The following is a 13,071-nucleotide window of genomic DNA, read 5'->3' as shown; positions in this document are numbered from 1 at the left end:
AAATTTGGCATAATTCTATCTAAAAATTGATTAAAAATAGTTTAAAAGGTATTTTATAACGATGAAAATTTTGGGACTGATGGCGTGAGGGGTAAAGCAGGGGTGAAACTCACCCCCATGTTTGTGATGCGTTTGGGCGTTGCTGCCGGGTTGTATTTTAAAAAACATTCTCAAACGAATAAAATTTTAATTGGTAAAGACACTAGAAAAAGCGGCTATATGGTAGAAAACGCTTTAGTGAGCGCTTTAACTTCCATAGGCTATAATGTGATTCAAATAGGGCCTATGCCCACCCCTGCGATTGCGTTTTTAACCGAAGACATGCGCTGTGATGCGGGCATTATGATAAGCGCGAGCCACAACCCTTTTGAAGATAATGGTATCAAGTTTTTCAATTCTTATGGTTATAAGCTTAAAGAAGAAGAAGAAAGAGCGATTGAAGAAATCTTTCATGATGAAGAATTGCTGCATTCTAGTTATAAAGTGGGCGAGAGTGTCGGTAGCGCTAAAAGGATAGACGATGTCATAGGGCGCTATATCGTGCATTTAAAACACTCTTTCCCCAAACATTTGAATTTACAGAGTTTAAGGATCGTGCTAGATACCGCTAATGGTGCGGCTTATAAGGTGGCTCCGGTCGTTTTTAGCGAGCTTGGGGCTGATGTGTTAGTGATTAATGATGAGCCTAATGGGTGTAATATTAATGAGCAATGCGGGGCTTTACACCCCAACCAGTTGAGTCAGGAAGTGAAAAAATACCGCGCAGATCTAGGCTTTGCTTTTGATGGCGATGCTGACAGGCTAGTGGTGGTGGATAATTTAGGGAATATCGTGCATGGGGATAAGCTTTTAGGGGTGTTAGGGGTTTATCAAAAATCTAAAAACGCCCTTTCTTCTCAAGCGATTGTCGCTACGAGCATGAGCAATTTAGCCCTTAAAGAATACTTAAAATCCCAAGATTTAGAATTGAAGCATTGCGCGATTGGGGATAAGTTTGTGAGCGAATGCATGCGATTGAACAAAGCCAATTTTGGAGGCGAGCAAAGCGGGCATATCATTTTTAGCGATTACGCTAAAACAGGCGATGGCTTGGTGTGTGCTTTGCAAGTGAGCGCGTTAGTGTTAGAAAGTAAGCAAGTGAGCTCTGTTGCGTTAAACCCCTTTGAATTATACCCCCAAAGCCTAATAAATTTGAATATCCAAAAAAAGCCCCCTTTAGAAAGCCTGAAAGGTTATAGCGCTCTTTTAAAAGAATTAGACAAGCTAGAAATCCGCCATTTGATCCGCTATAGCGGCACTGAAAACAAACTGCGAATCCTTTTAGAAGCTAAAGATGAAAAACTTTTAGAATCCAAAATGCAAGAATTAAAAGAGTTTTTTGAAGGGCATTTGTGCTAAAAACCACTAAAAAAAGCCTGTTGGTTTTTATAGGGGTTTTTTCCTTATTTTTGGCGTGGATCAAGCGATTAAATACGCTATTTTAGAGGGGTTTCGCTATGAAAGTTTGGTTATAGATATTGTTTTGGTGTTCAATAAAGGCGTGGCGTTTTCCTTGCTCAGTTTTTTAGAGGGGGGTTTGAAATACTTGCAAATCCTTTTGATTTTAGGGCTTTTTATCTTTTTAATGCGCCAAAAGGAGCTTTTTAAAAGCCATGCGATAGAGTTTGGCATGGTGTTTGGCGCTGGGGTTTCTAATGTTTTGGATCGGTTTGTGCATGGGGGCGTGGTGGATTATGTGTATTATCATTATGGGTTTGATTTTGCCATTTTTAATTTCGCTGATGTCATGATAGATGTGGGCGTGGGCGTTTTATTGTTAAGACAATTCTTTTTTAAGCAAAAACAAAACAAAATTAAGGCATAATCACTCTTTTTAAAATAAAAGGTCGCGTAGCTCAGTTGGTAGAGCACTACCTTGACATGGTAGTGGCCGCTGGTTCAAGTCCAGTCGTGGCCACCATTATCACTCCAATTTTAATTCTCATTTTTTTTGCGAGTTTTTGATCTTTATATAAATTCTAAAGGGGTATTAAACGCGCTTCCAATAACGCTTTTATAGCGCTTCAAAACTATAACACTAATTCATTTTAAATAATAATTAGTTAATGAACGCTTCTGTTAATCTTAGTAAATCAAAACATTGCTACAATTACATCTAGCCTTGATTTCGTTATGTCTTCAAGGAAAAACACTTTAAGAATAGGAGAATGAGATGAAACTCACCCCAAAAGAGTTAGACAAGTTGATGCTCCACTACGCTGGAGAATTGGCTAAAAAACGCAAAGAAAAAGGCATTAAGCTTAACTATGTAGAAGCGGTAGCTTTGATTAGTGCCCATATTATGGAAGAAGCGAGAGCTGGTAAAAAGACTGCGGCTGAATTGATGCAAGAAGGACGCACTCTTTTAAAACCAGATGATGTGATGGATGGCGTGGCAAGCATGATCCATGAAGTGGGTATTGAAGCGATGTTTCCTGATGGGACCAAACTCGTAACCGTGCATACCCCTATTGAGGCCAATGGTAAATTAGTTCCTGGTGAGTTGTTCTTAAAAAATGAAGACATCACTATCAACGAAGGCAAAAAAGCCGTTAGCGTGAAAGTTAAAAATGTTGGCGACAGACCGGTTCAAATCGGCTCACACTTCCATTTCTTTGAAGTGAATAGATGCCTAGACTTTGACAGAGAAAAAACTTTCGGCAAACGCTTAGACATTGCGAGCGGGACAGCGGTAAGGTTTGAGCCTGGCGAAGAAAAATCCGTAGAATTGATTGACATTGGCGGTAACAGAAGAATCTTTGGATTTAACGCGTTGGTTGATAGGCAAGCAGACAACGAAAGCAAAAAAATTGCTTTACACAGAGCTAAAGAGCGTGGTTTTCATGGCGCTAAAAGCGATGACAACTATGTAAAAACAATTAAGGAGTAAGAAATGAAAAAGATTAGCAGAAAAGAATATGTTTCTATGTATGGTCCTACTACAGGCGATAAAGTGAGATTGGGCGATACAGACTTGATCGCTGAAGTAGAACATGACTACACCATTTATGGCGAAGAGCTTAAATTCGGTGGCGGTAAAACCCTAAGAGAAGGCATGAGCCAATCTAACAACCCTAGCAAAGAAGAGCTAGATCTAATCATCACTAACGCTTTAATCGTGGATTACACCGGTATTTACAAAGCGGATATTGGTATTAAAGACGGCAAAATCGCTGGCATCGGTAAAGGCGGTAACAAAGACATGCAAGATGGCGTTAAAAACAATCTTAGCGTGGGCCCTGCTACTGAAGCCTTAGCCGGTGAAGGTTTGATCGTAACTGCTGGTGGTATTGACACACACATCCACTTCATCTCCCCCCAACAAATCCCTACAGCTTTTGCAAGCGGTGTAACAACCATGATTGGTGGCGGAACCGGTCCTGCTGATGGCACTAATGCGACTACTATCACTCCAGGCAGAAGAAATTTAAAATGGATGCTCAGAGCGGCTGAAGAATATTCTATGAACTTAGGTTTCTTAGCTAAAGGTAACGCTTCTAACGACGCGAGCTTAGCCGATCAAATTGAAGCTGGTGCGATTGGCTTTAAAATCCACGAAGACTGGGGCACCACTCCTTCTGCAATCAATCATGCGTTAGATGTTGCGGACAAATACGATGTGCAAGTCGCTATCCACACAGACACTTTGAATGAAGCTGGTTGTGTAGAAGACACTATGGCTGCTATTGCCGGACGCACTATGCACACTTTCCACACTGAAGGCGCTGGTGGCGGACACGCTCCTGATATTATTAAAGTGGCCGGTGAACACAACATTCTACCCGCTTCCACTAACCCCACTATCCCTTTCACTGTGAATACAGAAGCCGAACACATGGACATGCTTATGGTGTGCCACCACTTGGATAAAAGCATTAAAGAAGATGTTCAGTTCGCTGATTCAAGGATTCGCCCTCAAACCATTGCGGCTGAAGACACTTTGCATGACATGGGGATTTTCTCCATCACTAGTTCTGACTCTCAAGCGATGGGTCGTGTGGGTGAAGTTATCACTAGGACTTGGCAAACAGCTGACAAAAACAAAAAAGAATTTGGCCGCTTGAAAGAAGAAAAAGGCGATAACGACAACTTCAGGATCAAACGCTACTTGTCTAAATACACCATTAACCCAGCGATCGCTCATGGGATTAGCGAGTATGTAGGTTCTGTAGAAGTGGGCAAAGTGGCTGACTTGGTATTGTGGAGTCCAGCATTCTTTGGCGTGAAACCCAACATGATCATTAAAGGCGGGTTCATTGCGTTAAGTCAAATGGGTGATGCGAACGCTTCTATCCCTACCCCACAACCGGTTTATTACAGAGAAATGTTCGCTCATCATGGTAAAGCTAAATACGATGCAAACATCACTTTTGTGTCTCAAGCAGCTTATGACAAAGGCATTAAAGAAGAATTAGGGCTTGAAAGACAAGTGTTGCCGGTAAAAAATTGCAGAAACATCACTAAAAAAGACATGCAATTCAACGACACTACCGCTCACATTGAAGTCAATCCTGAAACTTACCATGTGTTCGTGGATGGCAAAGAAGTCACTTCTAAACCAGCCAATAAAGTGAGCTTGGCGCAACTCTTTAGCATTTTCTAGGATTTTTAGGAGCAACGCTCCTTAAATCCTTAGTTTTTAGCTCTCTGATTTTTTGTTTATCAAAAAATTGGGGGCTTTTTTTGTTTTTATTTTTTGTCAATTTACTATTTTTCTTTATGATTAGCTCAAGCAACAAAAGTTATTCGTAAGGTGCGTTTGTTGTAAAAATTTTTGTTTGGAAGGAAAAGGCAATGCTAGGACTTGTATTGTTATATGTTGGGATTGTTTTAATCAGCAATGGGATTTGCGGATTAACCAAAGTCGATCCTAAAAGCACTGCGGTGATGAACTTTTTTGTGGGCGGACTTTCCATTATTTGTAATGTGGTTGTCATCACTTATTCCGCTCTCAACCCTACAGCCCCTGTAGAAGGTGCTGAAGATATTGCTCAAGTATCGCACCATTTGACTAATTTCTATGGGCCAGCGACTGGGTTATTGTTTGGTTTTACCTACTTGTATGCGGCCATCAACCACACTTTTGGTTTGGATTGGAGGCCTTATTCTTGGTATAGCTTATTCGTAGCGATCAACACTGTTCCTGCTGCAATTTTATCCCACTATAGCGATATGCTTGATGACCACAAAGTGTTAGGCATCACTGAAGGCGATTGGTGGGCGATCATTTGGTTGGCTTGGGGTGTTTTGTGGCTTACCGCTTTCATTGAAAACATCTTGAAAATCCCTTTAGGGAAATTCACTCCATGGCTTGCTATCATTGAGGGTATTTTAACCGCTTGGATCCCTGCTTGGTTACTCTTTATCCAACACTGGGTGTGAGATGATCATAGAGCGTTTAATGGGCAATCTAAGGGATTTAAACCCCTTGGATTTCAATGTGGATTATGTGGATTTAGAATGGTTTGAAACGAGGAAAAAAATCGCTCGTTTTAAAACCAGGCAAGGCAAAGACATAGCCATACGCCTTAAAGACGCTCCCAAGTTGGGTCTCTCTCAAGGGGATATTTTATTTAAAGAAGAGAAGGAAATTATCGCCGTTAATATCTTGGATTCTGAAGTCATTCATATCCAAGCCAAGAGCGTGGCAGAAGTAGCGAAAATATGCTACGAAATAGGGAACCGCCATGCGGCTTTATACTATGGCGAGTCTCAATTTGAATTTAAAACACCATTTGAAAAGCCCACGCTAGCGTTATTAGAAAAGCTAGGGGTTCAAAATCGTGTTTTAAGTTCAAAACTGGATTCCAAAGAACGCTTAACCGTGAGCATGCCCCATAGTGAGCCTAATTTTAAGGTCTCACTAGCGAGCGATTTTAAAGTGGTCATGAAATAGAAAAGAAATAGAAAAATAACAGAATGGATAAAGGAAAGAGCGTGAAAAGCACTGAAAAAAGCGTGGGTATACCCCCAAAAACCCCAAAGACAGACAACAATGCTCATGTGGATAATGAATTTCTGATTTTGCAAGTCAATGATGCGGTGTTCCCTATTGGATCTTACACGCATTCTTTTGGGCTAGAAACTTATATTCAGCAAAAAAGGGTTACCCATAAAGAAAGTGCTTTAGAGTATTTAAAAGCCAATCTCTCTAGCCAGTTCCTTTACACGGAAATGCTGAGCTTAAAACTCACCTATGAAAGTGCCCTCCAACAAGATTTAGAAAAAATCTTAGGGATTGAAGAAATCATTAGGCTATCCACAAGCCCCATGGAATTACGATTAGCCAATCAAAAGCTAGGCAATCGTTTCATTAAAACCTTACAAGCTATGAACGAATTAGACATGGGCGAATTTTTCAACGCTTACGCTCAACAAACCAAAGATCCCACCCATGCCACTAGCTATGGCGTTTTTGCGGCGAGTTTGGGGATTGAATTGAAAAAGGCTTTAAGGCATTATCTTTATGCGCAAACTTCCAACATGGTAATCAACTGCGTTAAAAGCGTCCCACTATCTCAAAACGACGGGCAAAAAATCTTATTGAGCTTGCAAAGCCTTTTTAACCAGCTCATAGAAAAAACCCTAGAACTAGACGAAAGCCACCTGTGTGCGGCAAGCGTTCAAAACGACATTAAGGCGATGCAACACGAGAGTTTATACTCGCGCCTTTATATGTCTTGAATTTTAATCTCAAATTGAAAGGAATTTTATGGTAAAAATTGGAGTTTGTGGTCCTGTAGGAAGCGGTAAAACCGCCTTGATTGAAGCTTTAACGCGCCACATGTCAAAGGATTATGACATGGCGGTCATCACTAACGATATTTACACTAAAGAAGACGCGGAGTTTATGTGTAAAAATTCAGTAATGCCACGAGAGAGGATCATTGGCGTAGAAACGGGGGGCTGTCCACACACCGCTATTAGAGAAGACGCTTCCATGAATTTAGAAGCGGTAGAAGAAATGCATGGCCGTTTCCCTAATTTGGAACTGCTTTTGATTGAAAGCGGAGGCGACAACCTTTCAGCGACTTTCAACCCAGAGCTAGCGGACTTTACGATCTTTGTGATTGATGTGGCTGAGGGCGATAAAATCCCCAGAAAAGGCGGACCAGGAATCACGCGATCAGACTTGCTTGTCATCAATAAGATTGACTTAGCCCCCTATGTGGGAGCGGACTTGAAAGTCATGGAAAGGGATTCTAAAAAGATGCGCGGCGAAAAACCCTTCATTTTTACGAATATCCGCGCTAAAGAAGGCCTAGACGATGTGATCGCATGGATTAAGCGCAACGCTTTATTGGAAGATTGATGAACACTTACGCTCAAGAATCCAAGCTCAGGCTAAAAACCAAAATAGGGGCTGATGGGCGGTGCGTGATTGAAGACAATTTCTTCACGCCCCCCTTTAAGCTCATGGCGCCCTTTTACCCTAAAGACGATTTAGCTGAAATCATGCTTTTAGCGGTAAGCCCTGGCTTAATGAAAGGCGATGCACAAGACATGCAATTAAGCATCGGTCAAAATTGCAAACTAAGGATCACTTCGCAATCCTTTGAAAAAATCCATAACACTGAAGACGGGTTTGCCAGCAGAGACATGCATATCGTTGTGGGGGAAAACGCCTTTTTAGACTTCGCGCCTTTCCCGTTAATCCCCTTTGAAAACGCGCATTTTAAGGGCAATACCACGATTTCTTTACGCTCTAGCTCCCAATTGCTTTATAGTGAAATCATTGTCGCTGGGCGAGTGGCGCGCAATGAGTTGTTTAAATTCAACCGCCTGCACACCAAAATCGCTATTTTACAAGATGAGAAGCCCATCTATTATGATAATACGATTTTAGATCCCAAAACCACCGACATGAATAACATGTGCATGTTTGATGGCTATACACATTATTTGAATTTGGTGCTTGTCAATTGCCCCATAGAGCTGTCTGGCGCGCGAGAATGCATTGAAGAGAGCAAAGGAGTGGATGGAGCCGTGAGCGAAATCGCTAGTTCTCATTTATGCCTAAAAGCTTTAGCGAAAGGTTCAGAACCCTTGTTGCATTTAAGAGAAAAAATCGCTCGCTTTATCACCCAAACGATTACGCCAAAGATTTAAAAGCACTTCAAAAAGATTAAATTCCTTTAGTCTTTTTACCCCCCCCTTTTTTTAACTCTCTTTTTTTAACTCTCTTTTTTTAACTCTCTTTTTTTTTAATCTTGTAAGCTGAAGGGCCTAAACTCAGTAACGCTGTCTTTAGAAAGCTCTATCAATAGCGCGTTGAGTTCGTTTTTCAATGAAGGTAAATCGCTTTTGAGAGCGTTTAAGTTTTCCCCATTGCACCTAAAGGCCAGGCATTGCTTGAAGTGGTTGTTTAACAAATCTCTTAACTTGTCAAAATGGTAATTACTTTTAATTTGCCTAAAGTCATGCGCAAAAATGACGCAATACTGCTCGTTGTCTGTGGCTTTTTCTAAAAACGATCTTAATTTTTCCACTCCTATTTTGTCGTGCAATTCTTTCGCTTTGTTGAGATTGTCTATCACAAGCGCGCTATTAGGATTCATAGCGGTGTCTAAAACGCTTAAGATATTTTCTACAGGCGTGATGCCATATTCTTTTTGCACATCAAAAAACCTTATCAGGCGTTTTTCTTTATTGCAAAAAACTAATTCTTTGTTCGCGTTCTTAATGTTTTGGAACAAAAGCTTCATTAAAGCGATGCGAGCGTTTAAATCTTGGCTCACCACTAACAAATGCGATTCGTTGTTTTCAAACTCCACTATCAAGTCCTTTTGCTCATAATCCACTTTTTTGCCCAGATGCAAACGCATTTCATTAGCCTTAAGGGTGTTGGGCATTTTTAAAGGTGTCTCGCCATTATAGATTTTACGATCTATGGGCGCGAGATTTCTTTGGTTAAATTCTTCATGGATTTTTTTGATAAAAGGTTTGAAATCATCAGGGGCTTTAGGGATACTCATCTTGGTGTGGTATTTTTGATGCCCTCCGTTGTTGTTGAAAATGCCTTCTGGCCTGACAAGCTCACAAGTCGCATCGTCATTATTCAAAATGCTATTGCTGTCTTCTGCGTCCATAGGCAAAGCGATGCGGTTGGCGATTTGAGCCTTAAAGCTTGAATCAATTTCACCGCCGCACATGGTCTGAGTGGCTAAAACTAAATGCACCCCATAGCTGCGACCCTTTTTAAGCAGAGTGTTTAAAGATCGTTCCACGCCCTCTTTCCCTTTAGTGGAGTTATCGCTAAAAAGCACCTGAAATTCATCAATTACCACAATCAGTCTGGGCATTTTTTCATGCTTTCGGTAATCGCTCAAATCTTTCACGTTGAATTGCTTGAACAGCTCGGCTCTTTTTTTTATTTCATCGCAAAGCCATTTCAAGAAAGTGATGCCATAAGAGATTGAACTCGCCACGCTCACCAACCTCGCATGCTCTAAAATCGGATCTGTGTATGCGTTAAATTCCACCCCCTCTTTATAGTCTAACAAAAAGAGTTGGACTTCATCGGGATTGTAGTAGAAAGCTAGATTTTGGATCAACACATGCAAGAAATTGGATTTCCCGCTCCCGCTGTGGTCGCAAATGAGCGTGTGGTTTTGCACGTTACCGATCTCAAAACACACCTCTTTGTGGTTAATATCCCACCCCACCGGCACAGACACTTTAAACTGAGAGCTTTCAGTCCAAAATTTTTCGTCTTTTTGTAAGTCTTTCAACTCCCTTTTAACTGCTTTCTTTTTCTCGTAATACGCTTTGATTTTATCAGCGAAGTCTTTCATGTGCTGGGATTTAATACCTTGATCGTTGATCACTTCTACATTAAGATATTTTAAGCGTTCAAAACTTGTCGTATCCCTAAAAAACTCTGCATAGCGTTTCAAATCTTCTGCGGATTGATTGTTTTTTTCGCTCTCCAGATTGACAAAGCTCAAAACCCCATTTTTAGAGCCAAAACGCATGATTTTTTCCAGATAATAAAACGCGTCTTTACTCAAAGCATCTACCCCGCTTAAAAAAGCGCTTTTAAAGGCAAGCGGTCTGTGGCTTCTTCATTATAATGCGCAAAATCTTTATAACCGGCTAATTTTTCTTGCAAATTAACCTTTAAATATTCATACAAATGCTTTAGGGCTTCTTCTATTTCCTTGCTTTCGGTCAAAATCCTTTGCTGGTAAATAAAGTCATTGTCTTTATCTAAAAGCCTTCTGGCCAGATTGAAAATGCCCCCCAAACTCAACGCATCAATCAAAATCACTTCCAGTTGCACTAAAGGCGCGTTGGAGAGTAAGCGCATGAGCATTTCTCTCAAAAACTGCCCGTCTTTTTCATGCTCTATATACAAGCTTTTAGGGGGGAAAGGATAAACTTTAGGCAATAAAAATTCCATATTAGCGCCATTTTTGCCCCTAACATGCAATAAACCACAGCTCAAAAATTTAGGGTAAGTGCCCTCTTCATTGAATTTTGGCGCGTCTGTGAATTGCACTTGAACTTGCCTGATACTCTTTTGATAGTCCTCTATTTGTGAGACGATCGGCTTGAGAAAACTCTCTGGCTCTTTTTTAGCAACAACTTTATCTAAGGCGTCGTCCAGTTCTTTTAATAAATTACCCACATCAATCATCTTTATCCTTAAGATATTCATCATAGCGCCTCTTGGCTTCTCTTTCATGCTCTTTGGCTTCACGCATAAGCCTATCAATTTCGCTTGGTGAATGGAAATTCATATGAATTTGCTTCTCCAAACGCTTGGCTTCTTCAAGTTGCTCGTTGATTTTTCTCATTTCGTATTGAGTGTCTTGCTCTAAATTTTCTAAATCATGCGCGATTTTTAGCATCTCCTCTAGCGCCTCACTTTTAAGTTTCTGCCCTAAATCATCTTGCATGGCGTTTTCTACGAAATAGTCGCAAATCCTTCTTAACTCATTGGTGCAACCCTCCAAAAAAACTTCATGAGAAAACATTTTAACCCCTTGATTCCAGTTTTTTTAAAAACATTTTAAGATTTAATAGCGCTTTTTTTTGAGCCATTATCGGTGTCTAAAAACAGCACCACATCAGTGGTGGTATTCCAAAGATAATACCCTCCATACCCATCATTAGCAAAAACGATTTCTTCAGGTTCTAACCATTCTTTCAAGCTTTGCATGAAATCAATGAACAAGCTCTCTAAATTGAAGTTCAAAACATGCTTGAATGTGTAAGACTCATTGCCCACCATAAAAGAACGCCATTGGCTAAAACCATAGTTTGATCGTTTGACAAAGTCCTTAAACGCATCGCTCAAGCCTATTTTTAATCGCTCTTCTAACCCATTCAGCACATTGTCATTGAGCGGCTCTACAAATTCCCAATTCAATTCTGTTTCTGTAGAAATTCTGTCCATAGTGAATATCCTTTCATGTGTTTCACGCCTAATAATAACTCTTCTCTCACCAGCACCACATTCCCTAAAACATTCGCGTCAAAATGCCACAAATAGCCCCTAGGGATGAATCCTTTTGCGATCTGTTCCAAATCTGTCGCATCAAAGCCCAAATCGTTGTCTTTAAGCGCGGCTTGTAAAGCCTTTAGGGCATGATGAGCGCATGCGGTTTTATTTAAATCTTCTAAAGGCACAATGGCGCTAAAAACGCTATCAAATTCCGCCAAACGCCACTCATTAAAGCTGACTTCTTCCGGATAGGGGTTTTTTTCATCTACAATAAAGTCCTCTTTACGGCTTTCTAAAAACTCCCTATACTCCAACGCTTTTTGCGTATAATCTTCATTGCGTTCTAAAATGGGATCGATTTTTTGGCTCAAATTTTCCGTAGCACGCTCCAACTCTGTTTCCAAGCTATCAAAAGCTTCATTCACAGCGTTTGAATCGTTGGGGGTTTCTTTGATTTTTTCTGCAAAATCTTCTAAAGCTTTCTTACAATTTTTAACGCAACGATTTTTGGCTAAAGTCAAGCTTTCGTTATAAGAAGGCACGCTTAAAACGCTTGGCATCAAATCCTCTAAACTCTTTTCAAATTCTCGCTCTTTAGAGGCCATAACGTGCTCCCTATGAGAAAAAGCGTTGATCTTGTCTTTCAAATCAGCGCATAAAGAAGCGAAATTTTCCCTCAAACCCTTCAAGCACTCATTAAAAACGCTTTTTTTAGGGTTATAAGAGAAAGTAGGCCGTTCAAAATCGTATTCCATTAAAACGCCTGGGGTTGGAAAGTTGTATTCGTTATCTATCGCATCGCTCGCTTGTTTCAAACGCCTGATAAATTCCTGGTGCTTATCGGTATAAAAATGCAACCTCTTTTTAACGCCCTCCCAAGCTTGATTCACAAGATCCACGCTCGCTTTGGCTTGATTCGAGTAGATTTCAAGCATTCGTTCTAATAACCTCACATTGTGTTCCCATCTTTCTATATTGTCTTCCATAAGGTTTAAGCCCTTTTCACAAGCTTTAGTGCCTAATTTAGCAGGAGGGAAAATAGTCGAGACTGCATCACAAACACCTCCACAAAAATCTAAAACAGATCCCCAAAAGCCCTTTCGCTTTTTTCTGGCTTTTTTTAATTCTCCTATGGCTTTTTCCAATTGCATTTCAATTTTTCTGCGCTCTACTATGATTTTTAGTGCGTAACTATCAAGGTCTTTGATAAATGGACTGCATTTTTCTTCTTGCAAGGATCTTTTAAATTCCCTGCATCTTCCAACAACCTTTTTGACTTCTTCTGTGTCCGTTTTCCATTCAGCCATAAACCACCCCTAATAATCTTCCTCTAAAACCCTAATCCTCTCTTTAAGCCATGCGATTTGCTCTTGCGCGACTTCATCAAACTCGTTGAAAGTGCTTTTCAAGTTGTCTAACACCTCGCTAAATTTGTCTCTCCTAGCGTCTTGCCATGAATCTAAATTATGAAAATGACTGCTCAAGCCATTCACCTCATCATTCAGCAACTCTTTAAAGCGTTCTAAATGTTCCACAAACCCTCTAACCTCTTCGGTATCCATTTGCACTCTGCTCATCGGTTG

Annotated in this window: 12 protein-coding genes, 1 tRNA gene and 2 pseudogenes; 10 read left to right on the top strand and 5 right to left on the bottom strand. The window is 40.5% G+C overall.

From position 1 onward, the window contains the following. Positions 1–84 precede the first annotated feature (84 nt). From D2C72_07610 to D2C72_07565, 10 genes are all read left to right on the top strand, one after another. Positions 85–1,398, top strand: coding sequence for a phosphoglucosamine mutase (locus D2C72_07610; protein QEF44075.1), 1,314 nt, complete (start codon positions 85–87; stop codon positions 1,396–1,398). 46 nt (positions 1,399–1,444) lie between these two features. After that, positions 1,445–1,864 carry a lipoprotein signal peptidase gene (locus tag D2C72_07605; GenBank protein ID QEF44074.1) on the top strand — a complete coding sequence of 140 codons (420 nt, stop codon included), beginning with the start codon at positions 1,445–1,447 and terminating at the stop codon, positions 1,862–1,864. 20 nt (positions 1,865–1,884) lie between these two features. Then, positions 1,885–1,960 (top strand) — tRNA-Val (locus D2C72_07600). A gap of 252 nt (positions 1,961–2,212) precedes the next feature. Then, complete coding sequence (locus tag D2C72_07595) at positions 2,213–2,929, top strand: urease subunit alpha (protein QEF44073.1); 717 nt, start codon at positions 2,213–2,215, stop codon at positions 2,927–2,929. 3 nt (positions 2,930–2,932) lie between these two features. Beyond that, complete coding sequence (locus tag D2C72_07590; GenBank protein ID QEF44072.1) at positions 2,933–4,642, top strand: urease subunit beta; 1,710 nt, start codon at positions 2,933–2,935, stop codon at positions 4,640–4,642. 191 nt (positions 4,643–4,833) lie between these two features. After that, positions 4,834–5,421, top strand: coding sequence for an acid-activated urea channel (locus tag D2C72_07585; GenBank protein ID QEF44071.1), 588 nt, complete (start codon positions 4,834–4,836; stop codon positions 5,419–5,421). Position 5,422: 1 nt separating this feature from the next. Continuing rightward, entirely contained in the window at positions 5,423–5,935 is a 513-nt protein-coding gene (gene ureE / locus D2C72_07580) for an urease accessory protein UreE (GenBank protein QEF44070.1), read from the top strand. Positions 5,936–5,958: 23 nt separating this feature from the next. Continuing rightward, positions 5,959–6,723, top strand: coding sequence for an urease accessory protein UreF (locus tag D2C72_07575; GenBank protein ID QEF44069.1), 765 nt, complete (start codon positions 5,959–5,961; stop codon positions 6,721–6,723). A gap of 28 nt (positions 6,724–6,751) precedes the next feature. Beyond that, positions 6,752–7,351 carry an urease accessory protein UreG gene (gene ureG / locus D2C72_07570; GenBank protein QEF44068.1) on the top strand — a complete coding sequence of 200 codons (600 nt, stop codon included), beginning with the start codon at positions 6,752–6,754 and terminating at the stop codon, positions 7,349–7,351. Continuing rightward, positions 7,351–8,148 (top strand): urease accessory protein UreD, encoded by a 798-nt coding sequence (locus tag D2C72_07565; protein ID QEF44067.1) that lies wholly within the window; start codon positions 7,351–7,353, stop codon positions 8,146–8,148. The genes ureG and D2C72_07565 overlap by 1 nt, the downstream gene beginning before the upstream one ends. 95 nt (positions 8,149–8,243) lie before the next feature. On the opposite strand, the pseudogene D2C72_07560 reads toward D2C72_07565, so the two are convergent. The 5 genes and pseudogenes from D2C72_07560 to D2C72_07540 all read right to left on the bottom strand — a co-directional run bounded on the left by D2C72_07560 (position 8,244) and on the right by D2C72_07540 (position 13,065). Further along, positions 8,244–10,741 (bottom strand): annotated as a pseudogene (locus D2C72_07560) (DNA translocase FtsK). Next, positions 10,671–11,018, bottom strand: coding sequence for a hypothetical protein (locus D2C72_07555; GenBank protein QEF44066.1), 348 nt, complete (start codon positions 11,016–11,018; stop codon positions 10,671–10,673). Before D2C72_07555 ends, D2C72_07560 begins: the two are co-directional and overlap by 71 nt. Before the next feature lies 1 nt (position 11,019). Beyond that, positions 11,020–11,440: pseudogene (locus D2C72_07550) on the bottom strand (SMI1/KNR4 family protein). Further along, on the bottom strand, positions 11,410–12,795 hold the full coding sequence (locus D2C72_07545; protein ID QEF44065.1) for an HNH endonuclease: 1,386 nt from the start codon (positions 12,793–12,795) through the stop codon (positions 11,410–11,412). The pseudogene D2C72_07550 and the gene D2C72_07545 overlap by 31 nt, the downstream one beginning before the upstream one ends. A 9-nt stretch (positions 12,796–12,804) precedes the next feature. After that, positions 12,805–13,065 carry a type VII secretion protein gene (locus D2C72_07540; protein QEF44064.1) on the bottom strand — a complete coding sequence of 87 codons (261 nt, stop codon included), beginning with the start codon at positions 13,063–13,065 and terminating at the stop codon, positions 12,805–12,807. Positions 13,066–13,071: the final 6 nt, after the last annotated feature.

It is taken from the genome of Helicobacter pylori (assembly GCA_008032955.1).
GTDB lineage: Bacteria > Campylobacterota > Campylobacteria > Campylobacterales > Helicobacteraceae > Helicobacter > Helicobacter pylori_DC.
This window is presented reverse-complemented; position numbering and strand designations above follow the sequence as displayed.

Excerpts from the sequence above, each read along its gene's own strand:
- D2C72_07595 (QEF44073.1), top strand. The coding sequence starts at position 2,213 with ATGAAACTCACCCCAAAAGAGTTAGACAAGTTGATGCTCCACTACGCT.
- D2C72_07590 (QEF44072.1), top strand. The coding sequence starts at position 2,933 with ATGAAAAAGATTAGCAGAAAAGAATATGTTTCTATGTATGGTCCTACT.
- D2C72_07585 (QEF44071.1), top strand. The coding sequence starts at position 4,834 with ATGCTAGGACTTGTATTGTTATATGTTGGGATTGTTTTAATCAGCAAT.
- ureE (QEF44070.1), top strand. The coding sequence starts at position 5,423 with ATGATCATAGAGCGTTTAATGGGCAATCTAAGGGATTTAAACCCCTTG.
- D2C72_07575 (QEF44069.1), top strand. The coding sequence starts at position 5,959 with ATGGATAAAGGAAAGAGCGTGAAAAGCACTGAAAAAAGCGTGGGTATA.
- ureG (QEF44068.1), top strand. The coding sequence starts at position 6,752 with ATGGTAAAAATTGGAGTTTGTGGTCCTGTAGGAAGCGGTAAAACCGCC.
- D2C72_07565 (QEF44067.1), top strand. The coding sequence starts at position 7,351 with ATGAACACTTACGCTCAAGAATCCAAGCTCAGGCTAAAAACCAAAATA.
- D2C72_07555 (QEF44066.1), bottom strand. The coding sequence starts at position 11,018 with ATGTTTTCTCATGAAGTTTTTTTGGAGGGTTGCACCAATGAGTTAAGA.
- D2C72_07545 (QEF44065.1), bottom strand. The coding sequence starts at position 12,795 with ATGGCTGAATGGAAAACGGACACAGAAGAAGTCAAAAAGGTTGTTGGA.
- D2C72_07540 (QEF44064.1), bottom strand. The coding sequence starts at position 13,065 with ATGAGCAGAGTGCAAATGGATACCGAAGAGGTTAGAGGGTTTGTGGAA.